Consider the following 22,363-nt stretch of genomic DNA (forward strand, 5'->3'; position numbering starts at 1 on the left):
CGGCCTGTGGCTTCATGGCTGATCTGAAGTTGTGTAGATACCTATGCAGCGATGAGGCCCTAAAGACCAGCACAAAATAAAAAAACCGGCACCAGGGCCGGGTTTCGAATAGGTCAGGGTCTTAGCCCTTCTTCACCGGGTTGGCCCGGCTGTTTTCCAGCTCGCGACAGGCCTGCTGGATCATTTGCTCGGTGATCGGGATCTCGCGACCTTGTGCGTCGATGATCGAACCGCATACCGGCACAGGCTGGGTCGGGCGCTGTTGCGGGGGGCTGCTATGCTGCAAGCTCATTTCCTGTCTCCTCATCAGGTGGCTAGCCTAGATTAATCGCGCGTGATGACCAGGCTATGACAACTCCCTTGGCTGTCTCATCATGCGAACGGACAGTCCAACAGAAAGTTCAGCCGAGAACCAGCGCTACTTTAGATCGATCCGCTCTAATGCCTGCGGCGCTTTGCGGTAATACCGGTCGTGCATGACCTTTCGCCGGTGGCGGGTGTAGTCTGCGTGACTGATCCGACAGACGGCAGCCTCCATGCTCAATCCGCTTTCTTCCCGTCAGCGTCAGGCCCTGCGCCTGGCCTGGCGCTTTGTCCGCCCTTATCGCCAGCAATCGCTGTTTGCCTTGCTGGCCCTGATAGTCACCGCCGGCATCACCTTGTCCATGGGGCAGGGCATTCGCCTGTTGGTGGACCAGGGCTTCGTCACCCGTTCGCCTGACCTGCTGGGGCAGTCCATCGCCTTGTTCATGGGCCTGGTGCTGGCCCTGGCGGTGGGGACGTTCACCCGTTTCTACCTGGTGTCGTGGATCGGCGAGCGAGTGGTGGCCGATATCCGCCAGCAGGTGTTCGATCACCTGATCAGCCTGCATCCCGGCTTTTTCGAGAACAACCGCAGCTCGGAGATCCAGTCGCGCCTGACCGCCGATACCACGCTGCTGCAATCGGTGATCGGCTCGTCGCTGTCGCTGTTTCTGCGCAATGCCTTGATGGTGCTGGGCGGCATCGTGCTGCTGTTTGTCACCAACCCCAAGCTGACCAGCATCGTGGTCCTCGCCTTGCCCCTGGTGCTGGCGCCGATCCTGGTGTTCGGTCGCCGCGTGCGCAGCCTGTCGCGGCAGAGCCAGGATCGCATTGCCGATGTCGGCAGCTATGTCGCCGAGACCCTCGGTCAGATCAAGACGGTGCAGGCCTACAACCATCAGGCGCGGGACCGCCAGCGTTTCGGCGAGACCGTGGAGGCGGCCTTTGCCACGGCGCGCAAGCGCATTGCCCAGCGTGCCTGGCTGATTACCCTGGTGATCGTCCTGGTGCTGGGGGCGGTGGGGGTGATGCTGTGGGTCGGCGGCATGGATGTGATCGCCGGGCGCATTTCCGGCGGCGACCTGGCGGCGTTCGTGTTCTACAGCCTGATCGTCGGCAGCGCTTTCGGCACCCTTAGCGAGGTGATCGGCGAGCTGCAGCGTGCCGCCGGGGCCGCCGAGCGCATCGCCGAGCTGCTGGCTGCGCGCAGCGAGATCCTTGCCCCGGTGGCGGGCGGGGTGAAACTGCCCGAGCGGGTGCGCGGCGAGCTGCAACTGGAGGGTGTGCGCTTCGCCTATCCGTCGCGGCCCAATCGCCCGGCCATCGACGGTCTGGACCTGCATGTGGAGCCTGGCCAGACCCTGGCTCTGGTGGGGCCCTCCGGTGCGGGCAAGTCGACCCTGTTCGACCTGCTGCTGCGTTTCTACGATCCGCAGCAAGGCCGCATCCTCCTTGATGGCCAGCCCCTGACCGAACTCGATCCCCAGGACCTGCGTCGCCACTTCGCCCTGGTGGCGCAGAACCCGGCGCTGTTCTTCGGCACGGTGGAGGACAACATCCGTTATGGCCGCGCCGATGCCAGCCTGGCCGAGGTCGAGGCCGCCGCGCGCAGTGCCCATGCCCACGAGTTCATCCTGCAACTGCCCGAGGGTTACCAGACCCATCTCGGCGACGCCGGCCTCGGCCTTTCCGGTGGCCAGCGCCAGCGTCTGGCGATCGCCCGGGCGTTGCTGGTGGACGCGCCGATCCTGCTGCTGGACGAAGCCACCAGCGCCCTTGATGCGCAGAGCGAGCACCTGATACAGCAGGCCCTGCCGACCTTGATGGCGGGGCGCACCACCCTGGTCATCGCCCATCGCCTGGCTACCGTGCAGCATGCCGACCGCATTGCGGTGATCGAGAACGGGCGGGTGGTGGCCATTGGTACTCATCGCCAGCTGATTGCGGAAAACCCGCTATACGCACGTCTGGCCGCCTTGCAGTTCGGCCCGGAGTAGAGCACGCACCGGGCTTTTTACAGTTATGTGACAGGCAAGGGTGAAATTGTCACATTTCTGTAGCAATGCCCTGAGAGTATCCACTTCAGCTGTTGCGTAAATGCTCGATGCAGTTGGCTGCCGTCGCCTGATGGCAGCTTTTTTTTGCCTGCGAATCGACGACATGGATGTCTTTGGTTGGCCTCTTTTCAGCCGCCGCTCTTATCCCTTGCTCAGAGATTCTGCCGATGTCCTTGCGTACCTCCCTGCGAATGCAAATCCTCGCCCTGCTCGCCGGCAGCCTGCTGGCGATGTTGTTGATCGCCCTGGTCTGCTTCCGCCTGCTATCGGCCAGCGTCGATGGCTACAGCCAACTGGTCGGCGGCCCGCTGCATGCCTCGCAACAGATCGATGAAGCCAACCTGCAATTCAAGATCCAGGTCCAGGAATGGAAGAACGTGCTGCTGCGCGGCAAGCAACCGGCCGATCTGGACAAGTACTGGCAGCAGTTCCAGAGCCAGGAGCGACTGGTCCAGGACATCCTCGGTCGTCTGGTCCAGGACAGCGCCGGCGATCCGGCGCTGCATGGCAGCCTGAGGCAGTTGCAGGACAGTCATCGCCAGTTGGGCCAGGCCTATGCCCGCGGGCGCGAGGCGTTTCTCGCCGCAGGTGCTGACCCGGCGGCGGGGGATCTGGCGGTCAAGGGCGTGGACCGTGCTGCCAGCGAGCAGATGAGTGCCTTGGTCACGCAACTGCGCGCCGCCGCCGCTGGCCAGGCCGATGAGCTGAGCCAGCAGGCGCAGCGCACCGTGTGGCTGGGCCTGCTGGTGATGCTCGGTTCGGCCCTGGCGATTGGCGTACTCAGCCTGTGGCTGGTCAACCGCAGCCTGATCGCGCCGGTCCGCCGTCTGATCGAATACGTCGCCCATCTCAGCCAGGGCCGTTTCGATGCCCGTGTCGCCAGCGATCGCCAGGATGAGCTGGGGCGCCTGGCCGTGGCCGCCAACACCCTGCGCGACTTCCTTTCGGAAACCGTCGGCCGTCTGCAGGACAACGCCGGCGAACTGGAAAACGCCAGTGGCGATCTGCGCAAGCTGGCCGGCGGTATGGCCCGGGGCACCGACGACCAGTTCCAGCGCACCGACCAGGTGGCCACGGCGATGCACCAGATGTCCGCCACCGCCCAGGAAGTCGCCCGCCACGCCGCCGAGGCGGCCAAGGCGGCGGACGACGCCGATCATGGTGCCCAGGCCGGCGAGCAGGTGATGCAGGCGACCATCGACACCATCGCCCGGGTCAACCAGGAAATCACCGGCACCGCCGAGGTGATCCGCCATCTGGAGCAGGACAGCGGGCGCATCGGCAAGGTGCTCGAAGTCATCCGCGGGATCGCCGAGCAGACCAACCTGCTGGCCCTCAATGCGGCGATCGAGGCGGCGCGTGCTGGCGAGGCCGGGCGCGGCTTCGCGGTGGTTGCCGACGAAGTGCGCAATCTGGCCCAGCGCACGGCGTCGTCGATTGCCGAGATCAACCAGATCATCAGCGCCGTGCAGTCCGGCGCGGTGGAAGCGGTGAAAGCGATCGAAGCCGGGCAGGCGCGCAGCGAGGAGGGCACCGAGCAGGTCCAGCGTGCCGGCGCCATGCTTCAGCGCATCACCCTGGCGGTGGAGGCGATCCGCGATATGAACCGGCAGATCGCCACGGCGGCGGAAGAGCAGACCAGCGTCGCCGAGGATATCTCGCGCAACCTGGTGGAAATCACCCGGATCGCCACCGACAACCAGGAGGCCGTACAGCGCACCGAGCGTGCCGGGCATCGCTTGCATGAGCTGTCCGGACAGTTGGGTGAAGTGACCGCACGCCTGAGTGCCTGATTTTTCCGCCAAACCCAGGGGGAAATCCGCCACCTGGTGACCTATTGGTCGCTATTGGTGGCGGAATCCCGCCAAAAAAACCGTCGAATATGGGGTGCGACCATGCGCCTCGCCTATTAGCCATTGGTCGCCGAAAAGTTGGCCTGCTTCGTGCTTAAGCAGGCCGGCGCGGGTCACGGCCCGCCTTGCAAGACCATGGGCTGCCAAAGCAGCCACGGCAAAAAGACCGCACCCCGCATCGAAGCTATCCCAGCCACCCGCCAGCATCCGGCCCCGGCACCCGCATTCCGGGCCGTGGCATGTCTGGACCTCGTGTGAGCAGAACCATAAAAGCAGGGCGTGCACCCGGGCGCGGCGGTCAGGCCAATACCTTCACTTCAATTGGATTGAATTATGAAAAAAATCCTTTTGGCGCTCCTGTGCCTGAGCGTCATTGGTTGCTCCAAGCCCAGTGAACCGGAAAAGACCGTCGACGTGCTGCTGATCGGCGGCGGCATCATGAGTGCCAGCCTCGGCACCTACCTGCACGAACTGCAACCTGACTGGTCGATCAATATCTACGAGCGCATGGACCAGGTCGCCGAAGAAAGCTCCAACGCTTGGAACAACGCCGGTACCGGCCATTCCGCCTTCTGCGAGCTGAACTACACCAGCGAAGCCGCCGACGGCACCATGGATATCAGCAAGGCCGTGGGCATCAACGAGCAGTTCGAGATCTCCAAGCAGTTCTGGTCCTACCAGGTCGAGCAGAAAGTCCTCAATAACCCGAGCTCGTTCATCAACAACGTGCCGCACATGAGCTTCGTCTGGGGTGACAAGAACGTCGAGTTCCTCAAGAAGCGCCACGCCGCCCTGCAGCACAGCTCGCTGTTCCGTGGCATGGAGTACTCCGAGGACCACGCACAGATCGCCAAGTGGGTACCGATCGTCATGGAAGGCCGTGCCGCCGACCAGAAGATCGCCGCGACCCGCATGAACATCGGTACTGACGTCAACTTCGGCGAAATCACTCGCCAACTGGTGGGCTCGCTGACCAAGAGCGACAAGGTCAGCCTGAACCTGCGCCACGAAGTCCGTGACATCAAGCGCAATGCCGACAACACCTGGACCGTGGTGGTCGCCGACCTTGGCAACAAGGGCGTGGAAACCAGCGTCAAGGCCAAGTTCGTGTTCATCGGTGCCGGTGGTGGCGCCCTGAAACTGCTGCAGAAGTCGGGCATTCCGGAAGCCGAAGGCTATGCCGGCTTCCCGGTCGGTGGCCAGTTCCTGATGACCGACAACCAGGCCATCGTTTCCCGGCACAAGGCCAAGCTGTACGGCAAGGCGTCGGTCGGTGCGCCGCCGATGTCGGTACCGCACCTCGACACCCGCATCATCGACGGCAAGGAAGTGCTGCTGTTCGGTCCGTTCGCGACCTTCTCCACCAAGTTCCTGAAAAACGGTTCGCTGCTGGACATGTTCGCTGCGCTGAACACCCACAACATCGGCCCGATGACCCACGCCGGTATCGATAACATCGACCTCAGCACCTACCTGATGGGCCAGCTGATGCTCAGCTTCGACGACCGCATGAATGCCCTGCGCGAGTACTTCCCGAACGCGAAGAACGAAGACTGGAAACTGCTGCAGGCTGGCCAGCGCGTGCAGATCATCAAGAAAGATCCGGCACTGGGCGGCATCCTGCAGTTTGGTACCGAAGTGGTGGCTTCCGCCGATGGCTCCATCGCCGCGCTGCTGGGCGCTTCGCCAGGCGCTTCGACTGCCGCGCCGATCATGCTCAGCGTGCTGGAAAAGACCTTCAAGGACCGCATCAAGAGCCCTGAATGGCAGGCCAAGCTGAAGGAAATCGTGCCGACCTACGGCCAGAAGCTGAACAACAACCTTGAGCTGACCAACCAGACTCGCCAGTGGACCAGCGAGCGCCTGGGCCTGACCTTCGTTCCGGTACTGCCGGAAGAGCAGGCCGTGGCTGAGCCGGTGGCCGTTCAGTAAGGCTTCAGGGCCTCATCGCTGGCAACGCCAGCTCCCACAAGGTGCGCGTGCACCGATGAATCTGTGGGAGCCGGCGTTGCCGGCGATGAGGCCAGGTCAGTCAGCGCAACGCTGACAGACTCACCCCGCTATCAGTGCTTCTTCTTGCCCAGGTGATTGCCCAGCGCACCACCGGCGGCACCGCCAACCCCCGCCCCGATTGCAGCGCCAGTGCTGCCACCCAGCTTGTCGCCCAACAGCGAACCGCCCGCCGCACCCAGGCCACCACCTACGGCTGCCTTGGTCTTGTTGCCTTTCTGCGCCGCCACGGCGCTGCCCGCTGCACCACCGACACCGGCACCGATGGCCGCACCGGTCTTGCCACCGATCTGTTGGCCGACCACGTTACCCAGGGCACCACCCAGGCCGCCGCCGAGAGCGGAGGTGCCATCGCCGGCAACGGCGGCTTGTGCGAACAGCAGGCCCAGGGTGACGGCGGCAAAAATCTTGCGCATGTAGAACGACCTCAAGAAAAAACGTGCCTTCAGGCACGCGAAACGGAGCCGTGTGGCTCCAGGAAAAGGAACTGGGGGACAGACGCGACAAAGCCCGCGATGGGCGGGCTTTGACGATGAGCGATTTGGTCGGAGAGACAGGATTCGAACCTGCGGCCTTCTCGTCCCGAACGAGACGCGCTACCTGGCTGCGCTACACTCCGATGAAGAAAATTCTACTCAAAAATCTTGCTTCGACAAGCCCCCAATTCAGACAGATCGGGGGCTTTTTCCGAAGAGGCTTACAGCTCTTTGACGGTGCGGATCTGGTCCTTGTTGACCCGGGTGCGCTTGCCGTCCAGTTGTTCGAATTCGTAGAAACCGGAGTCGTCATCGTATTTCGGGGTGTCGACCGCCTGGATTTCGCGCCCGTCGTTGAGGGTGATCACGGTAGGCGTGGAGCAGCCGGCCAGGGCGCCAAGACCGAGAGCGAGGAGGAATGCGGGAAGGGTCCGTTGAATCATGGGTAAATCTCCAATTAAGTGAGGCCGTATAACTCGTTAAGACGCAAACAGTTACAGCAAGTTCCTTGCGAGGTTGAGCGTAGCGTTTATTCGACGCATTGATCGGGCTCAATGCGTCGCCGGGTTGCCCGCGCGGGGTAGCCTTGCCCTGTGATATAACTCCGGCCATTCCCTCGTTCAACGGACCTCATGCCATGAAAGCCAAGGCAGACGCGCCCTTCGTGCCGCTCAACATCGCCGTGCTGACTGTCAGCGATACCCGCACCTTCGAAACCGACACCTCCGGCCAGGTCTTCGTCGACCGCCTGACCGAGGCCGGGCACCTCCTTGCCGCACGGGTCCTGCTCAAGGACGACCTGTACAAGATCCGCGCCCAGGTCGCCACCTGGATTGCCGATGACAGCGTGCAGGTGGTGCTGATCACCGGCGGCACCGGTTTCACCGGCCGCGACAGCACGCCGGAAGCGGTGGCCTGCCTGCTGGACAAGCAGGTCGATGGCTTCGGCGAACTGTTCCGGCAGATTTCCCTGGCCGATATCGGCACTTCCACCGTCCAGTCCCGCGCCCTGGCCGGCCTGGCCAACGGCACCCTGGTGTGCTGCCTGCCGGGTTCGACCAATGCCGTGCGCACCGGCTGGGACGGCATCCTCGCCGAGCAACTGGACAACCGCCATCGTCCGTGCAATTTCGTCCCGCACCTGAAGCAGGCCGCGCCCTGCGAAAGCCGTGGCTGAGGCGCCGGCGGCCAAGCCGCTGATGCCGGTGGAGGCGGCGCTGGAGCATCTGCTGGCGCTCGCCGAGGCGGCACCGATCACCGAGGTCGAAGAGGTCGGTCTGGCCGATGCCGAGGGCCGGGTGCTGGCCGTCGACCTGCATGCCACCCTCGATCTGCCGCCCTGGCCGAACAGTGCCATGGACGGCTATGCCTTGCGTGTCGCCGACTGGACCGGCGAACCGCTGCCAGTGAGCCAGCGCATTTTTGCCGGTCAGGCGCCGGAGCCGCTGCAGCCGGGAACCTGCGCGCGGATCTTCACCGGCGCACCGGTACCCGAAGGCGCCGACTGCGTCGAGATGCAGGAAAACGCCGAAGTCCTGGATGATCAGCGGGTACGCTTCACCGAGGCCTTGCTCACGGGGCAGAACATCCGCCCGCAAGGCCAGGAAACCCGTGCCGGCGAACTGGTGCTGGTGGCCGGCACCCGCCTTGGTCCGATCGAACTGGGCCTGGCGGCAACCCTGGGGTATGCCGCTGTCGGCGTGGTACGGCGGGTGAAGGTGGCGGTGCTGTCGACCGGCGACGAACTGGTCGAACCGGGCCTGCCGCTGGGGCCAGGGCAGATCTACAACAGCAACCGCCGCCTGCTGTGCAGCTGGCTGCAACGCCTGGGCTGCGAGGTGGTGGATGGCGGCATCCTGCCGGACAACCTGGAGCTGACCCGGCAGCGCCTGGGCGGGCTGGGTGTGGTGGACCTGATCCTGTCCACCGGTGGGGTTTCGGTGGGCGAGGCGGACTATCTCGGCATCGCCCTGCGTGAGGCGGGTGAGCTGGCCCTGTGGAAGCTGGCGATCAAGCCGGGCAAGCCGCTGACCGTCGGTGCCTACAACGGCGTGCCGGTGATCGGCCTGCCAGGCAACCCGGCCTCGACCCTGGTGACCTTCGGCCTGCTGACCCGGCCTTATCTGTTGCGCCGCCAGGGCGTACAGGAGGTCAAGCCATTGCAGTTCGCGGTGCCGGCGGGGTTCGACTGGCCCAAGGCGGGCAATCGCCGCGAATACCTGCGGGCGCGGATGGAGCAGGGCAGGGCGCTGATCTACCGCAACCAGAGTTCCGGCGTGCTGCGCAGCGCGGCCTGGGCCGAGGGGTTGGTGGAGGTGCTGGAAGGCACTACGCCGATGCAGGGGGATATCGTCCAGTTCATTCCCTTGAGCGAGTTGCTTGGCTGAAGGTTTTCAATGGGCTCTATGGGCCTCATCGCTGGCAAGCCCCCACAAGGTTCGGTGTGTGCGGGACTTGTGGGAAGCTGGCTTGCCAGCGATGGGCATAGGTATCTACACAACTTCAGATCAGCCATGAAGCCACAGGCCGCCGAGTACCTGTGGGAGCGGCTGTTAGCCGCGATTGGCCGCAAAGCGGCCATGAAACCTGTGCCCTCGGTGCGTCAGGCAGGTCTGGGACTCAGGTTTTACGACGGCTTCGCCGCCGATCGCGGCTAACAGCCGCTCCCACAAAGTTCGTGTTGCGCCTAATTGAGATGTGTAGATACCCATGCAGCGATGGGGCCATGGAGATCACCACAAGATGTTCACGAGAACGGCATCACCACGTTCCCCACCTCGACCGGCCGATTCACCAGGCGCTGATGCACCCCCTCCAGTTGCTGCGCCGCCACGCTCCAGTCATGCCGCTCGCGCACGAAGGCCCGGCCGGCTTCCGCCAACTGTCGCATCCGTTGCGGGTGACTGAGCAGGCGGGTCAGGGTCAGCGCCAGGTCATCGCTGTCATCGCCCTCGAGATAATGCTCCCCGCGCTTCACCTGAAGTCCCGATACGCCTTCCCGTGTGGTCACTACCGGCAGTCCTGCGGCCATCGCTTCCAGCAGCTTGACCTTGCATCCGCCCGCCTGGCGCAGCGGCGCGAAAAACACCGCCGATAGCCGTTGCAACTCACGCAGGTCCGGGAGATACCCCACCCACTCGATCCGCGGGTCGTTCCAGTGCAAGCGCCATTGCTCCGGCAGGGCATGCCCGACGATGGCCAGGCGCACCGCCGGGTTGGCCTGCCAGACCTGCGGCATGATGTCTTCCAGCGCCCATTCGATGGCCTGGCGGTTGGCGCAGTGCTCGAAGTTGCCGACGAACAGCAGGCGCTGGCTGTGCGGGGCGAAATCGATGTGCTGGTAGTGCGCGCAGTCGACGCCGTTGACCACCACCTGGCTGGGTTTGCCGGTCAGGCGGCTGATTTGCTCGGCATCGCAGGGGCTGACCACGACCACCTCGCTGGCCTGTTTCAGCACCCGGGTTTCCCAGCGCCGATAGCGCCAGCCGTCGAAGCTGTTGAAGGGCCGCAGCCACAGCGGCAGACGGTCCTGGCAGGCGGCGCCCTTGCACCATTCCACCTGGTGTTCGCTGACGATGAATGGCAGCCCGCTGGCCTGCAGGGCTCGCTCGAAGGGCTGGAAGCTGTAGCTGTGTTCGATCTGGATCACATCCCACTGCTCTTCCAGCAGCTTTTCGAACTGGTGGCGCAGATGGGGTGCCAGGCCATTGATGCAGGCGCGCATCGGGTAGCCGGCGGAGACCGCTGCCAGTCCGTTCAGCGGGCTGTGCAGGGCGCGCCGCGGCAATACGATCAAGCGTTCGACCAGTGGCGTCAGTGCCTCGCGCGCGGCATCGCCGAGGGGCACCTTGGATTGGCTCAGCAGGGTGATCCGGTGACCGCGCTGGGCCATGCCGCGCAGGAGATTGAACTGACGGGATTTGCTGCCACTGGTGGTGGGCCAGGGGAGGTAGGGCAGTGTCCAGAGTACGCGCATGACACTTCCTCGCGCTGCGTTGCTGAAGGATGTCAATAAAATGGCCTTTCGGAATTTTCCTTGAGATTTGGCCAATTATTTGTCGAAGCATGGTCGCGCCTGCGGGATTTTTCCACGCCGTTCGTAAGACCGTACAACTTTTCCCAGGCTGCGATGGTCGAGATAGGCAATCGAGAATCCGCTGGGGAGGGGAATATCCATGAGCGAACGCAAAGCGCTGCTGATCCTGCATGGCAAGCAGGCGATGAACGAGGAGGTGCGTGCCGCGGTACAGGACATGCGCGAACGTGGCTGGCAGCTCGATGTGCGCCTGACCTGGGAGGGCGGTGATGCCCAGCGTCTGGTGCAGGAAGCGTTGGCGGCAGGTTATCCACAGCTGATTGCCGGTGGCGGTGATGGCACCTTGCGCGAAGTCACTCACGCCATGGTCCAGGAACAGGGCGACGCCAGCCTGGCCCTGCTGCCCCTCGGGACCGCCAACGACTTCGCCCGTGCTGCAGGCATACCGCTGGAACCGGCGGCGGCGTTGGCGTTGCTGGAAAGCGAGGCGCGGCCGATCGACCTGGGGGAGGTGGATGGCGAGGTGTTTCTCAACATGGGCACGGGCGGCTTTGGCAGCCAGGTTACCGCGCAGACTTCGGAGGACTTGAAGAAGGTCCTTGGCGCCGCTGCCTATCTGTTTACCGGGCTATCCCGCTTTACCGAGCTGAGCGCGGCTTCGGTCAGCCTGGAAGGGCCCGATTTTCGCTGGGAAGGCGAGCTGCTGGCGCTGGGCATCGGCAACGGCCGGCAGGCTGGTGGTGGGCATGTGCTGTGCCCGGACGCGATGATCGACGACGGTCTGCTGGATATCAGCATCCTGCCAGCGCCACAGGAAGTGGTCGGCACCCTGCGCGACCTGCTCAGTGGCGGACTGGGCCTGGACAGCATGTTCATCCGCGCCCGTCTGCCGTGGGTGGAGGTCAAGGGCTCGCAGGGCCTGGACATCAATCTCGATGGCGAACCCTTGCAGGGCGACAGCCTGCGTTTCCGTGCCCTGCCCGGAGCGCTGAACGTGCACCTGCCGGCGGACTCGCCGCTGGTCAGTCGTCGAGGCTGATGATCTGCTCGCGCACGGCGAACAGCACCAGGCCGGCCACGTCGTAGATCTGCAGGCGTTTCATGATCTGCGAGCGATGGGTTTCCACGGTCTTGACGCTCAGGCCGAGGCCGTTGGCGATTTCCCGGGTGGATTTGCCGCGCACGATCAGGCGCAGGATTTCCAGCTGGCGGGCGGTGAGGTTGTGGTTTTCCACGGCTTCCGGCTTCTGCCCGCGCAGCAGGGCCTGGTTGATCACCGTGTGGGCGATGGCCGGGCTCAGGTAGCGCTCGTCGTTGCTCAGGGCGGCGAGGGCCTGCTCCAGCTCGGTGGCCGTGGTGTCCTTGAGCAGGTAGCCGTGGGCACCGCTTTCGAGGGCTTGCATGATCAGGTGCGGATCGGTGTGCATCGACAGGATCAGCACCTTGCAGCGCATGCCTTCCGCCTGCAATTGGCTGAGGGCATCCAGCCCGCCCATGGCGCGCATCGACAGATCGAGGAGGACGATATCCGGATCGAGCTGGCGCACCAGTTCCACCAGCTGGCTGCCGTCGCAGGCTTCGCCCACCACGGTGTAGCCGGGGATGTCGGAAACCAGGGCGCGCACGCCGGCGCGGATCAGGGAGTGGTCGTCAACCAGCAGCAGTTTAAAGGTCATGAAGTCTTACTTGAGTTGGCGCGCTCGCGCGTGCGGGGTGGCCAGGGGAAGAGCGCATCGATCCGCGTGCCTTTGCCCGGGTCGCTGTGGACGGTGAGGCTGCCGTTGAGCAGGTGTGCGCGCTCGGCCATGCCGGCCATGCCGCATTGGCCTTCCCCGCCTGGGTTGGGGGAGGGCAGGAAACCCTGGCCGTCGTCGCTGATCGACAGCGCCAGGCCCTCGGGTTGACGCTGGAAACGCACGATCAGGTTATTGGCCTGTGCGTGGCGCAGCACGTTGGTCACTGCCTCCTGGGTGATACGGAAGGCGGCCATGGCCATGTCTTCCGGGATGCCTTCCAGGCGGCTCTTGCATTCCAGGCTCCAGCGCAGGTCGGTGTTTTCCAGGGTGCGCAGCAGGTGTGCGCGCAGGCTGGCTTCCAGGCCGAGGCTGTTGAGCTGGCGTGGGGCGAGGCTGGTGGCGAGGTTGCGGACATTCGACAGGGTGTCATCGAGGGTGCTGCGCAGGGTGCTGCACTGCTCCTGCAGTGCCTGCGGAATACGGCGTTGCAGCCATTCGGCCTGGAGCTTGGCGGCGGTCAGCAGTTGGCCGATATCGTCATGCAGTTCGCGGCTCAGGCGCTGGCGCTCGGCCTCCTGGACCTTGAGCAGGCGGTCGGCCAGCTCCTGCGGCGACATCAGGATGGACTGCTTGCGCCTGTGGGTTATCCACAGCACCCCGCCAAGACTGAGGGCCTGCAACAGCACCACCACGACCGGCAGTGGTGCGCCGTTCAGATAGCAGACCAGCCCGGCCGTCAGCGACGCCAGGCACAGCAGCACCGCTGCCCGATGCACGAGGGCCACGCCTCGCGGGCAGCGGGTGAAAGTCTTGAGGCTTGAGTACACGGGAAATGAAGCCACTGAAAGATCACTTTTCAAAGCCAGTCCGGGGTTGATTGAAAGGCTTTTAAGGAAGGCCTTCAACAACTTTTATCATCATGTCGCGACAGGGCAGCCAGGCACTTTTTCAGTGCGCTGAAAGCGCCATGTTTCAGCATGGCCAACAGGAGGCTACTGGCTCGGGCGGCGCATGTTATCACTTCGGATCCGATTGGTCGTCGGCTGCGTGGATGGTCCGTCGAGTCAGGTTTTACGGGCTGGTACGGTCGTTCCGTCGAGAGCGGATTCTAGCACTTTGCCACTACTGTTGGCGACTTTGAACTTTGCTTGAAGGGGTGCATCTGCTGTTTCCGTATTGATCGAGTTGTATGGAAAGAGGCTGCTTAGTTGCCGCTTAGTGTGCTTTGGCTGTTCCGCGGCTTTCTCACGGCTTTCTCATGGAAAAAATACTGCGATATGTATGCCAGTTATGTTTTCCAGAGCGGCTTAGTTGGACTTTGGTTGTATACGATCAGTTGCCCGGATGCTGCGCCAGAGGCCTTGGCGCAGGGCTGTCGGGCCGCCTCAAACCATTTGGTCGCAGGATTGCGCGGTGGCGTGCAAGGTGGTTTCCAGGCTGTCGAGCAATTCCCGTTGCTCTTCGGCATCCAGGTTCAGCGTGCCGCTGCCGGGGTCGATCAGTTCGACCTGCCAGGCCAGCAGGCACAGGCAGGCCTCGAGAATGCCCAGGGCCGAGCCGTGCATCTGCTTGCGATGCGCCACCGGGTCGAGCACGGCGCACAGTTGCTCGCAGAAGCCGGCGATCTGCACCTGTTTGCAGGTGTAGGCCTTGTCCCTAAGGGAGGCGAGGGTCTGGATCAGGCAATGGCTGGCATCGGCATCCTCGCCGATCAGCTGAAAATGCTGCAGGCATTCCTGCCCGCGGCTCAACAACTGGTGTGCGTCACCGAGGAAGTCCTGCAACGTACTCAGATCCGGTGTGTCGTTCAGCATCAGTCCGCTCCCACCGAACACGAACGCAAGGCGTCAAGGCAGACGGACGAACGGTCAGGAAGGGAGGCTGGCCACAGCAGTGTGATAGCGAACAAAGGCCTGACTCCATTCATGCATTGAGAATGGCGTCACATTAATGGCTAACGGATATCACGAATATCAGGTCCAACCCGATTGTTGATAAGGGTTTCCCTGATGAGGTTTTACGGGTTGTACCCGTCGTGGTGGGGTATGAGGAAAGGCTGTGAGCAAAGTAAAGCATGATGCTAAAGTGACATCAATGCCCCCGAGCGCTTTTTCTTCAAGGGGTCAAGATGGGGCGCAGATGGCCGATATAAGGCCAATGCTTTTTACTTTTTGCAACAAGCCTGGGGGATTCAATGGCTGGCATTCTCGACACGGTAGACCAAAGGACGCAGTTGGTAGGCGAGAACCGCCTGGAAATCCTGATGTTCCGCCTCGCGGGCCGGCAGTTGTTCGCGATCAACGTTTTCAAGGTGCAGGAAGTCCTGCAACTGCCCAAGCTGACCCTGATGCCACAGCGTCACAGCTTCGTGTGCGGCGTGGTCAACCTGCGTGGCCAGACCCTGCCGGTGATCGACCTGTCCCAGGCGATCGGCATGCGCCCGCTGGAGCCGGGGCCGAACAGTACCATCATCGTCACCGAGTACAACCGTTCCGTGCAGGCGTTCCTGGTGGGTGGCGTCGACCGCATCGTCAACATGAACTGGGAAGCCATCATGCCACCGCCGACCAGCGCTGGCCGCCAGCATTACCTGACGGCAATCAGCAAGGTCGACGAGCAACTGGTCGAGATCATCGATGTGGAGAAGGTGCTCGCGGAGATCGTGCCCTACAACGCCAAGGTGTCCCGCGACAAGCTGGAAGACCCGGTGCTGCGGCGCGCCCAGGGGCGCGAAATCCTGCTGGTGGACGACTCTACCGTGGCCCTTGCCCAGCTACGGGAAACCCTGTCGCAACTCGGGGTCAAGCTGCATGTGGCCAGCGATGGCCTGAAGGCACTGCGCATGCTCAAGGGTTGGGCGGATGCCGGCGAGGATGTCTGCGAGAAGCTGCTGATGGTCTTCACCGACGCGGAGATGCCGGAAATGGACGGCTATCGCCTGACCACCGAGATCCGTGGCGACGCACGCCTGCGCGGCTTGTACGTGGTGCTGCACACCTCGCTGTCGGGCAGCTTCAACGAATCCATGGTGAAGAAGGTCGGCTGCGACAACTTCCTCTCCAAGTTCCAGCCGGATCGCCTGGTGGAAGTGGTGCGCCAGCGCCTGGAGCTGGATGAAGCTACCGCCTGACCGGCATCCGTTCCGGGTGTAAGCTGCTCTCTTTTGCCAGGGAGCATGTTCCATGCGTCTGAGAGCGCTCTATCGTTATCCGCTGAAATCGGGTCAGCCTGAAGTGCTGCAACAATCGCCCTCCGGCCTGCTTGGCCTGGAGGGCGATCGCCGCTGGATGCTGGTGGACGCCGGCAACAACCGTTTCCTGACCCAGCGCGCCTTTCCCCAGATGAGCCAGTTGTCGGCGTTGTACGCTGCCGACGGCGGTCTGCTGCTCGCTGCGGCGGGGCTGCCGACCCTGCATGTGGCCGTGCCGCCGCCCGATGAGGCGCTGCGTGGCGTGACCATCTGGCGCGACACCCTGATGGTGCCGGATGCCGGTGATGCCGCCGCCGAATGGCTGAGTACCTTCATGGAGCGTCCCGTGCGCCTGGTGCATGTGCCGGAGCAGCGTACCCGCTACCTGCCGTCCGGCTATGGCGAAAACAGCGATCGCGTGGCTTTCGCCGATGGGTTCCCGCTGCTGCTGATCGGCCAGGCGTCGCTTGAGGATCTGAGCGAGAAGGTCGGTCGGTCCATGGAAATGCTGCGTTTTCGACCGAACCTGGTGATCGAGGGCGCCGAGCCTTTCGCCGAGGATGGCTGGAAGCGCATCCGTATCGGTCAGCAGACCTTCCGCGTGGTCAAGCCTTGCGGGCGCTGCATCCTCACCACCATCGACCCGGCCAGCGGCGAGCGCAGTCCTGATCGGGAGCCGTTTGCGACCTTGATGAAGTATCGGCAGAAGGAAGGGGAGGCCATGTTCGGGCAGAACCTGGTGGCCGATGGGGAGAGCGTGCTGGAGGTCGGGATGCCGGTAGAGGTGCTGGAGTAGGCTTTCTGCGTTCTTGAGAGCCTCATCGCTGGCAAGCCAGCTCCCACAGGGACCGCGTCGAGCACCGATACTGTGGCAGACCACAGAACCCTGTGGGAGTCGGCTTGCCGACGATAAGGCCAGCACTCACACCATCAATCTGCTTGCCCGCCACCATAGAATCTCCCACAGCGTTCTAGGCCAGCAACAGTATCTGTGCTCGGCGCGGTCCCTGTGGGAGCTGGCATTGCCAGCGATGAGGCCCTCAGCAACACCGTGTCACTGATCGTCGAAATACCGCTCATGCCAATCCACCAACGGTTGCGGTGAGTTGAGCTTCTGCCCGTAGATCACTGCATAAGACAGCACGTTCTGCACGTACTGGCGGGTTTCGTCGAACGGGATCGATTCGACCCAGACATCGAAGCTCAGGTGATCCGCACCGCGCAACCACTGGCGTACCCGTCCCGGCCCTGCGTTATACGCTGCTGAAGCCAGCACCCGGTTGCCATTGAACTGCCCATGCACCTGGCTCAGGTAGGCGGCGCCCAACTGGATGTTCTTGTCCGGATCCAGCACCTGGCTCGGCGACGCCAGCGGAATGCTGAACTTGCGCGCGGTTTCCTTGGCCGTGGCCGGCATCAGTTGCATCAGGCCGCTGGCGCCGACGCTGGAGCGGGCGTCGTCCATGAAGGCGCTTTCCTGACGAGTAATGGCGAAGACCCAGCTCGAATGCAGGCCGCGGACCTTGGCCTCGCGCACCAGGGTGTCGCGGTGGGCCATCGGGAAGCGGATATCCAGGTCGTCCCAGTATTGCGCCTGGCTGATGGTGCGGATGGCCGGGAAGTACCAGCGCAGGTCGTAGGCGATTTTGGCCTGGGCAACCATTTCGTCGCGGTTGAAGTGGCGGCTGACGTGATACCACTCGCGACGCCCGTCGACGATCTGCCCGCGGGCATGGAATTCCAGGGCGCGACGGATACCCGGGGTGTTACGCACCTTGTTCATCAGTTGCTGGCTGATCACCAGCGGCTTGTTGTTCAGCTGGTACGGAGTCTGCGTACGGTCGGCGGCGAGGAAGCCATAGAAGTCGCGCTCGCGGGCAACGGTCTTGTACAGCAGCGGAATCTGCGGATTCTGCGGCTGCGCCAGTTCCAGGCTACGGGCCTGCCAGTAGCGCCAGCGGTTGCTGCTGGCGAGGTCCTGGGGCAGACGCTTGCTCAGCTCGTAGGCGTCTTCCCAGCGACCGAGGCGCAGCAGCAGGCGCATGCGCCATTCGCTGACGGTGTTGTCGCGCAGTTGCGGGTCGTAGCGGGTCATCAGGTCCAGCGCCCGCGGGTCGTAGCGGCGCGCCAGGGTCAGGCCGATCTCGCGGGCGATGGCGACTTTTTCGTCGACCGAGAAGTGCATGCGGTTGGCGTAGTCGTCGAGCAGGGCCATGGCCCGGTCAGGGTCCTGGCGGGCCAGGCGGCGCAGGCCGAGGCTGACCACATCGGACATGGCTTCGTTGGCCGGAGCGAAGCGCGACGGCTGGTTGAGCAGCTCGGGTTTCTGCGCAACATCCACCAGCAGCCGGCCTTCATTGCCGAGGGTCGGCAGAGTTTTTACCAGGCTGTTGGCCAGCGCGTAGTTGCGCGCCTGGGCCGCCAGCTTGGTGCGCAGCCAGCGTTTCTGCTCGGTCAGTTGGCCTTCCGCGGCCCAGCGCTCGAACAGCGCGTCGCAGGCGGCCGGTTGCGATTTGCCCACGGCCCAGAGTTTGTCTGCCGTGGCGTAGCCTTCGGCACGCAGGCCGTGACCCAGCTGGTACTGGCCATTGAGGCAGTCCAGTTCGGTGAAATTCAGTTTCGGGTCGTAGTACTTGACGAAAGGTTGCCAGTCGCCGCGTTCGGCCAGCCAGCGCAACCAGCGCAGCTTCATCCAGTTGGCCTGGGGCAGGTCGCCGTTCTTCGCCAGGAACGCTTCGATCTCGGCGTTGCTCGCGCTTTTCAGGCGCGCGGTCAGCTCGTCGTAGGCCAGGTAGGGTTCCAGGGGGTAGTCCTGCAGGGCGGCGGCATAGCGTTGGTACGGACCGCTGTCGCCCTTGGCCAGCGCGCGCTTGGCTTCGTCGTACATCTGGCGTTGTTGGGCGAGATCGGCGGCTTGCGCGATGCCGGCCACCGAGGCGGAGAGAAGCAGGCAGGAAACGAGGTTGAGCAGGCGGCGCATGAGACTTCCAGAACAGTTGACCAAAACGAGTGACGGCGTCGCCAGCACTGAGGGTTCACGAGCCTAAGCTTAGCCGTTTGCCCGCAACCGATGAAAGCATTGTGCTTGTATCCGGACGTAATGGTGCACCGTCCGGCGGATGCCGGGGCAGGCTGTGTCGAGCGGTCAAGTCGGGTAGAATGCGCGCCCGCTTTCTGGAGAACAACATGACCCTGCTCAAATTCAGCGATGTGTCCCTCGCTTTTGGCACCATGCCCTTGCTGGACAAGGTGTCCTGGCAGATCGCCCGTGGTGAGCGGGTCTGCATCATTGGCCGCAACGGCACCGGCAAGTCGAGCATGCTGCGCCTGGTCAAGGACGAGCAAAAGCCCGACGACGGCGAAATCTGGCGTGCCCCCGGTCTGAAGATCGGCGAGTTGCCCCAGGAATTGCCGGTGGCCGACGACCGTACCGTGTTCGACGTGGTCGCCGAAGGCCTGCAGGGCGTCGGTGCGCTGCTCGCCGAGTACCATCACCTGAGCCAGAACATCCACAGCGATGCCGACCTGGAAAAGCTGATGCACGTCCAGCAGGACCTTGAAGCCCGTGATGGCTGGCGCCTGCAACAGTTGGTGGACAGCACCCTGAGCCGCCTGCAACTACCTGCCGACAAGACCCTCGCCGAACTGTCCGGTGGCTGGCGCCGCCGGGTGCTGCTGGCTCAGGCGCTGGTTTCCGAGCCGGACCTGCTGCTCCTCGACGAACCGACCAACCACCTGGACATCGGTGCCATCGCCTGGCTGGAGGATGCCCTGAGCAGCTTCCCCGGCGCGGTGCTGTTCATCACCCACGACCGGTCCTTCCTGCAGAACCTGGCCACCCGCATCCTCGAACTGGATCGCGGCGGCCTGATCGACTGGAACGGCGACTACGCCAGCTTCCTGGTGCACAAGGAAGCCGCGCTGGCCGCCGAGGAAACCGCCAACGCGCTGTTCGACAAGCGCCTGGCCCAGGAAGAAGTGTGGATTCGCCAGGGCATCAAGGCCCGGCGTACCCGTAACGAAGGCCGCGTGCGTGCGTTGAAGGCATTGCGCGTGGAGCGCAGTGAGCGCCGCGAGCGTCAGGGCAAGGCGAACATCCAGATCGAGTCGGCGGAGAAGTCCGGCAAGCAGGTCATGGTCCTGGAGAACGTCAGCTTCGCCCATCCCGGTGGCCCGACCCTGGTCAAGGACTTCTCCATGGTCCTGCAGCGCGAGGACCGTATCGGCCTGCTCGGCGCCAACGGTACCGGCAAGACCACCCTGCTCAAGCTGATGCTCGGCGATCTGCAGCCGTCCGGCGGCAAGGTCGAGGCCGGTACCCGCATCGAAGTGGCCTATTTCGACCAGTTGCGCAACCAGCTGGAACTGGAAAAGACCGTGATCGACAACCTCGCCGAAGGTCGTGACTTCATCGAGATCGATGGTCAGAGCCGCCATGTGCTGAGTTACCTGGGCGACTTCCTGTTCAGCCCGCAGCGCGCCCGGACCCCGGTCAAGGCGCTGTCCGGCGGCGAGCGCGCGCGCTTGCTGCTGGCCAAGCTGTTCAGCAAGCCGGCCAACCTGCTGGTACTCGACGAACCGACCAACGACCTCGACGTGGAAACCCTGGAGCTGCTGGAAGAAGTGCTGTCCGGCTACAAGGGTACCGTGCTGATGGTCAGCCACGACCGGGCCTTCGTCGACAACGTGGTGACCAGCACCCTGGTGTTCGAGGGTGAAGGTCGCGTGCGCGAGTACGTCGGTGGTTACCAGGACTGGATCCGCCAGGGTGGTTCGCCGCGCCTGCTGGGTGTCAGCGAGAGCAAGTCGGGCAAGTCCGAGCTGAACAGTGCGGTGGTTGCAGCACCGGTCGCCGAGCCTGCTCCAGCTGCCGCCGCAGCTGCGCCGGAAGCGAAGAAGAAACTCAGCTACAAGCTGCAGCGCGAGCTGGAGGCCTTGCCCGGACAGATCGAGGAAATGGAAGAGAAAATTGCTGCGCTGCAGCAGGAAATCTCCGATCCGGCCTTCTACCAGAAGCCGATCGATCACACCGGCAAGGTGCTGGCTGACCTGGAGAAGATGCAGGCGGAGCTGGATGTGATGGTGGAGCGCTGGGCGGAACTGGATAGCTGAGGCCTGAACAATTGGGGCCGCTTTGCGGCCCTTCGCGAGCAAGCTCGCTCCCACGGGGTGATCCTGTGGGAGCGAGCTTGCTCGCGAAGGACTGCAAAGCAGCCCCCAGACTCTAACCTGATGGCCTCGGTTATTCGGGTTTCTTCTGCAGGCGTACCGCAAGTACATCGCACGGCGCGCCATGCAGCACATCGTTGGCGGTGGAGCCCAGCAGCAGGGCCAGGCCGTGGCGGCCATGGCTGCCAACCACGATCAGGTCGCATTGCTGGTCCTTGGCCAACTGGTGGATTTCCTGGCGTGGCTGGCCGTAGGTCAGGTGCGAATCGCCGCGGTTGAGTTCCGGATACTTGTTGAACAGACGGTCCATGCGCTCCTTGGCCTGATCGAACTGCTGCTGTTGCAGTTGCGACAGATCCATCGGCACGTCGCCGCCAAAGGCCATGGCCATCGGTTCGACGATATGCACCAGGGACACCTTGGCGTTGCTCGGGCCTGCTAGCTCGCGGGCGCGTTTGATCACCGGATCGCATTCTTCGGTCAGGTCGACGGCAACCAGTATGTGTTCGTAGGGCATGAGAGGTTCTCCTGACAATCGTAATAAAGGAAGTATGGTCCGTTTCAGGCTGATCGCATCCAGCTGCGCTTAACCCGCTCATCGGTAACGTCTTGATAGGAATAACAGATATGACGGTCTGGGTAGTTGTGTCAATCCTCGCGCTGATTCTCAGCCCCCTGGCCTGGCTGCTGCCGTCGCGGCGCATGAGCGGGCGCATGGCCCTGCGTCTGGAGGCCCGGCGCATGGGTTTGAACATGCAATTGGCACCGCAGACGTGGCCGCATTGGCTACCGGAAGAGCCGCCGGCGACCTGTGCGCAGTACCACCAGGCGCGGCGCAAGGGCAGTTCGGATACCTGGAGCTATTGGCAGACCGAGCCGGGCATCTGGCTCAATCAGTGGCGCGAGCCCTGCGTCGACGAGCGCGTGCTGGAGCAGCTCAAGCGCCTGCCGCCGAGTGTCTACAAGGCTGAAGCAGGGACGCAGATGATCGCCCTGTGCTGGGGTGAGCGTGAGAACGCCGCTGTGTTGCAGGATGTTGCTCAGGTGCTGAACGCCCTGGCATGAAAAAGCCCGCTCGGTGATCCGGGCGGGCTGCAATGTACTGTAGACACTGGAAAAAAAGGCCAGGCAGGCCGGGAAGTGTTTCAGTAGCTCGCAGTGTAGTGGGCAAATCCTTTTTGTGCGCGTCAAATCCTCTTCTTTTTTCTCCTCCACGATGTTTAAGCGGCCGGATGGATTTCCTGGCCGTGACGTCTATCGCTTACGTGAATGATGGTCGATCAGCGGCATACGGTATTGCTCAAAAGCCATACAGAACTGACTACAAAGTCGCATTTTTCCCGTGCTGCTGGGGGTTTGACAAAGGTCATCTTTTCAGTGAATGTGTGCACACCCCAATCAAACGGGCGTATGAATTGAGCGTTTGTATTGTCAGAAAGCTCGTACAGAATCCCGGCTATCGCGCTGACGGTCAGGTCTGAAGCCAAGGCAACAGTAGTCAGCGTGTACAGTTCAGCTTCCATATCGTGGAGA

General features: G+C 63.3%; 20 protein-coding genes, 1 tRNA gene and 1 pseudogene. 11 read left to right on the forward strand and 11 right to left on the reverse strand.

Annotated elements, in window-relative coordinates; all coding sequences use genetic code 11:
* Positions 1-121: 121 nt before the first annotated feature.
* Entirely contained in the window at positions 122-292 is a 171-nt protein-coding gene (locus tag ACODSK_RS25520; RefSeq protein WP_489019875.1) for a PA1571 family protein, read from the reverse strand.
* 244 nt (positions 293-536) lie between these two features.
* Here ACODSK_RS25520 and ACODSK_RS25525 point away from each other — a divergent pair, with 244 nt between their 5' ends.
* The 4 genes and pseudogenes from ACODSK_RS25525 (at position 537) to mqo (ending at position 6,145) form a co-directional block, all read left to right on the forward strand.
* Positions 537-2,300, forward strand: a complete 1,764-nt coding sequence (locus ACODSK_RS25525; RefSeq protein WP_489019876.1) for an ABC transporter ATP-binding protein/permease — start codon at positions 537-539, stop codon at positions 2,298-2,300.
* An 809-nt stretch (positions 2,301-3,109) separates the two neighbouring features.
* A pseudogene (locus tag ACODSK_RS25530) lies at positions 3,110-3,220 on the forward strand (hypothetical protein); the annotation flags it as partial.
* A gap of 228 nt (positions 3,221-3,448) precedes the next feature.
* Positions 3,449-4,153 carry a methyl-accepting chemotaxis protein gene (locus ACODSK_RS25535; protein ID WP_489019903.1) on the forward strand — a complete coding sequence of 235 codons (705 nt, stop codon included), beginning with the start codon at positions 3,449-3,451 and terminating at the stop codon, positions 4,151-4,153.
* 393 nt (positions 4,154-4,546) lie between these two features.
* Positions 4,547-6,145, forward strand: coding sequence for a malate dehydrogenase (quinone) (mqo, locus tag ACODSK_RS25540; RefSeq protein ID WP_489019877.1), 1,599 nt, complete (start codon positions 4,547-4,549; stop codon positions 6,143-6,145).
* A 131-nt stretch (positions 6,146-6,276) separates the two neighbouring features.
* Here mqo and ACODSK_RS25545 read toward each other — a convergent pair whose 3' ends face one another.
* The 3 genes from ACODSK_RS25545 to ACODSK_RS25555 form a co-directional block, all read right to left on the reverse strand.
* Entirely contained in the window at positions 6,277-6,639 is a 363-nt protein-coding gene (locus ACODSK_RS25545) for a glycine zipper domain-containing protein (RefSeq protein WP_489019878.1), read from the reverse strand.
* A gap of 126 nt (positions 6,640-6,765) precedes the next feature.
* Positions 6,766-6,842, reverse strand: a tRNA-Pro gene (locus tag ACODSK_RS25550).
* 78 nt (positions 6,843-6,920) lie between these two features.
* On the reverse strand, positions 6,921-7,142 hold the full coding sequence (locus tag ACODSK_RS25555; protein ID WP_489019879.1) for a YgdI/YgdR family lipoprotein: 222 nt from the start codon (positions 7,140-7,142) through the stop codon (positions 6,921-6,923).
* A 194-nt stretch (positions 7,143-7,336) separates the two neighbouring features.
* On the opposite strand from ACODSK_RS25555, the gene moaB reads away from it, so the two are divergent.
* Positions 7,337-7,876: a molybdenum cofactor biosynthesis protein B gene (moaB, locus tag ACODSK_RS25560; RefSeq protein ID WP_489019880.1), complete on the forward strand. Its 540-nt coding sequence runs from the start codon at positions 7,337-7,339 to the stop codon at positions 7,874-7,876.
* A gap of 22 nt (positions 7,877-7,898) precedes the next feature.
* Positions 7,899-9,086: a molybdopterin molybdotransferase MoeA gene (locus tag ACODSK_RS25565; protein WP_489019905.1), complete on the forward strand. Its 1,188-nt coding sequence runs from the start codon at positions 7,899-7,901 to the stop codon at positions 9,084-9,086.
* A gap of 359 nt (positions 9,087-9,445) precedes the next feature.
* Here ACODSK_RS25565 and ACODSK_RS25570 read toward each other — a convergent pair whose 3' ends face one another.
* Positions 9,446-10,675, reverse strand: a complete 1,230-nt coding sequence (locus ACODSK_RS25570) for a glycosyltransferase family 4 protein (protein ID WP_489019881.1) — start codon at positions 10,673-10,675, stop codon at positions 9,446-9,448.
* A 199-nt stretch (positions 10,676-10,874) separates the two neighbouring features.
* Here ACODSK_RS25570 and yegS point away from each other — a divergent pair, with 199 nt between their 5' ends.
* Positions 10,875-11,774 (forward strand): lipid kinase YegS, encoded by a 900-nt coding sequence (gene yegS, locus ACODSK_RS25575; protein ID WP_489019882.1) that lies wholly within the window; start codon positions 10,875-10,877, stop codon positions 11,772-11,774.
* Here yegS and ACODSK_RS25580 read toward each other — a convergent pair.
* The 3 genes from ACODSK_RS25580 to ACODSK_RS25590 form a co-directional block, all read right to left on the reverse strand.
* Positions 11,758-12,411, reverse strand: a complete 654-nt coding sequence (locus ACODSK_RS25580; RefSeq protein ID WP_489019883.1) for a response regulator — start codon at positions 12,409-12,411, stop codon at positions 11,758-11,760. The two genes, yegS and ACODSK_RS25580, sit on opposite strands and share 17 nt — an antisense overlap.
* Entirely contained in the window at positions 12,408-13,298 is an 891-nt protein-coding gene (locus ACODSK_RS25585; protein WP_489019907.1) for a sensor histidine kinase, read from the reverse strand. Before ACODSK_RS25585 ends, ACODSK_RS25580 begins: the two co-directional genes overlap by 4 nt.
* Before the next feature lie 558 nt (positions 13,299-13,856).
* Complete coding sequence (locus ACODSK_RS25590) at positions 13,857-14,285, reverse strand: histidine kinase (RefSeq protein WP_489019884.1); 429 nt, start codon at positions 14,283-14,285, stop codon at positions 13,857-13,859.
* Between the two features lie 380 nt (positions 14,286-14,665).
* Here ACODSK_RS25590 and ACODSK_RS25595 point away from each other — a divergent pair, with 380 nt between their 5' ends.
* Both ACODSK_RS25595 and ACODSK_RS25600 read left to right on the forward strand, forming a co-directional pair.
* On the forward strand, positions 14,666-15,601 hold the full coding sequence (locus ACODSK_RS25595) for a chemotaxis protein (protein WP_489019885.1): 936 nt from the start codon (positions 14,666-14,668) through the stop codon (positions 15,599-15,601).
* 52 nt (positions 15,602-15,653) lie between these two features.
* Complete coding sequence (locus ACODSK_RS25600) at positions 15,654-16,457, forward strand: MOSC domain-containing protein (protein ID WP_489019886.1); 804 nt, start codon at positions 15,654-15,656, stop codon at positions 16,455-16,457.
* 258 nt (positions 16,458-16,715) lie between these two features.
* On the opposite strand, the gene ACODSK_RS25605 is transcribed toward ACODSK_RS25600, so the two are convergent.
* Positions 16,716-18,641, reverse strand: a complete 1,926-nt coding sequence (locus ACODSK_RS25605) for a transglycosylase SLT domain-containing protein (protein ID WP_489019887.1) — start codon at positions 18,639-18,641, stop codon at positions 16,716-16,718.
* Positions 18,642-18,847: 206 nt separating this feature from the next.
* On the opposite strand from ACODSK_RS25605, the gene ACODSK_RS25610 reads away from it, so the two are divergent.
* Positions 18,848-20,773: an ATP-binding cassette domain-containing protein gene (locus ACODSK_RS25610; RefSeq protein ID WP_489019888.1), complete on the forward strand. Its 1,926-nt coding sequence runs from the start codon at positions 18,848-18,850 to the stop codon at positions 20,771-20,773.
* Positions 20,774-20,903: 130 nt separating this feature from the next.
* On the opposite strand, the gene ACODSK_RS25615 is transcribed toward ACODSK_RS25610, so the two are convergent.
* Positions 20,904-21,347 carry a universal stress protein gene (locus ACODSK_RS25615; protein ID WP_489019889.1) on the reverse strand — a complete coding sequence of 148 codons (444 nt, stop codon included), beginning with the start codon at positions 21,345-21,347 and terminating at the stop codon, positions 20,904-20,906.
* A gap of 110 nt (positions 21,348-21,457) precedes the next feature.
* On the opposite strand from ACODSK_RS25615, the gene ACODSK_RS25620 reads away from it, so the two are divergent.
* Entirely contained in the window at positions 21,458-21,895 is a 438-nt protein-coding gene (locus ACODSK_RS25620; RefSeq protein ID WP_489019890.1) for a hypothetical protein, read from the forward strand.
* Between the two features lie 215 nt (positions 21,896-22,110).
* Here ACODSK_RS25620 and ACODSK_RS25625 read toward each other — a convergent pair whose 3' ends face one another.
* Positions 22,111-22,353 carry a hypothetical protein gene (locus ACODSK_RS25625; protein WP_489019891.1) on the reverse strand — a complete coding sequence of 81 codons (243 nt, stop codon included), beginning with the start codon at positions 22,351-22,353 and terminating at the stop codon, positions 22,111-22,113.
* Positions 22,354-22,363: the final 10 nt, after the last annotated feature.

The organism is Pseudomonas sp. FG98 (assembly GCF_057808595.1).

Coding starts and splice junctions, on each gene's coding strand:
- ACODSK_RS25580 (WP_489019883.1), bottom strand. CDS start 12,411: ATGACCTTTAAACTGCTGCTGGTTGACGACCACTCCCTGATCCGCGCC.
- ACODSK_RS25525 (WP_489019876.1), top strand. CDS start 537: ATGCTCAATCCGCTTTCTTCCCGTCAGCGTCAGGCCCTGCGCCTGGCC.
- ACODSK_RS25625 (WP_489019891.1), bottom strand. CDS start 22,353: ATGGAAGCTGAACTGTACACGCTGACTACTGTTGCCTTGGCTTCAGAC.
- ACODSK_RS25595 (WP_489019885.1), top strand. CDS start 14,666: ATGGCTGGCATTCTCGACACGGTAGACCAAAGGACGCAGTTGGTAGGC.
- ACODSK_RS25520 (WP_489019875.1), bottom strand. CDS start 292: ATGAGCTTGCAGCATAGCAGCCCCCCGCAACAGCGCCCGACCCAGCCT.
- ACODSK_RS25610 (WP_489019888.1), top strand. CDS start 18,848: ATGACCCTGCTCAAATTCAGCGATGTGTCCCTCGCTTTTGGCACCATG.
- ACODSK_RS25620 (WP_489019890.1), top strand. CDS start 21,458: ATGACGGTCTGGGTAGTTGTGTCAATCCTCGCGCTGATTCTCAGCCCC.
- yegS (WP_489019882.1), top strand. CDS start 10,875: ATGAGCGAACGCAAAGCGCTGCTGATCCTGCATGGCAAGCAGGCGATG.
- moaB (WP_489019880.1), top strand. CDS start 7,337: ATGAAAGCCAAGGCAGACGCGCCCTTCGTGCCGCTCAACATCGCCGTG.
- ACODSK_RS25615 (WP_489019889.1), bottom strand. CDS start 21,347: ATGCCCTACGAACACATACTGGTTGCCGTCGACCTGACCGAAGAATGC.
- ACODSK_RS25565 (WP_489019905.1), top strand. CDS start 7,899: ATGCCGGTGGAGGCGGCGCTGGAGCATCTGCTGGCGCTCGCCGAGGCG.
- ACODSK_RS25590 (WP_489019884.1), bottom strand. CDS start 14,285: ATGCTGAACGACACACCGGATCTGAGTACGTTGCAGGACTTCCTCGGT.
- ACODSK_RS25600 (WP_489019886.1), top strand. CDS start 15,654: ATGCGTCTGAGAGCGCTCTATCGTTATCCGCTGAAATCGGGTCAGCCT.
- ACODSK_RS25570 (WP_489019881.1), bottom strand. CDS start 10,675: ATGCGCGTACTCTGGACACTGCCCTACCTCCCCTGGCCCACCACCAGT.
- ACODSK_RS25605 (WP_489019887.1), bottom strand. CDS start 18,641: ATGCGCCGCCTGCTCAACCTCGTTTCCTGCCTGCTTCTCTCCGCCTCG.
- ACODSK_RS25555 (WP_489019879.1), bottom strand. CDS start 7,142: ATGATTCAACGGACCCTTCCCGCATTCCTCCTCGCTCTCGGTCTTGGC.
- ACODSK_RS25535 (WP_489019903.1), top strand. CDS start 3,449: ATGTCCGCCACCGCCCAGGAAGTCGCCCGCCACGCCGCCGAGGCGGCC.
- ACODSK_RS25545 (WP_489019878.1), bottom strand. CDS start 6,639: ATGCGCAAGATTTTTGCCGCCGTCACCCTGGGCCTGCTGTTCGCACAA.
- mqo (WP_489019877.1), top strand. CDS start 4,547: ATGAAAAAAATCCTTTTGGCGCTCCTGTGCCTGAGCGTCATTGGTTGC.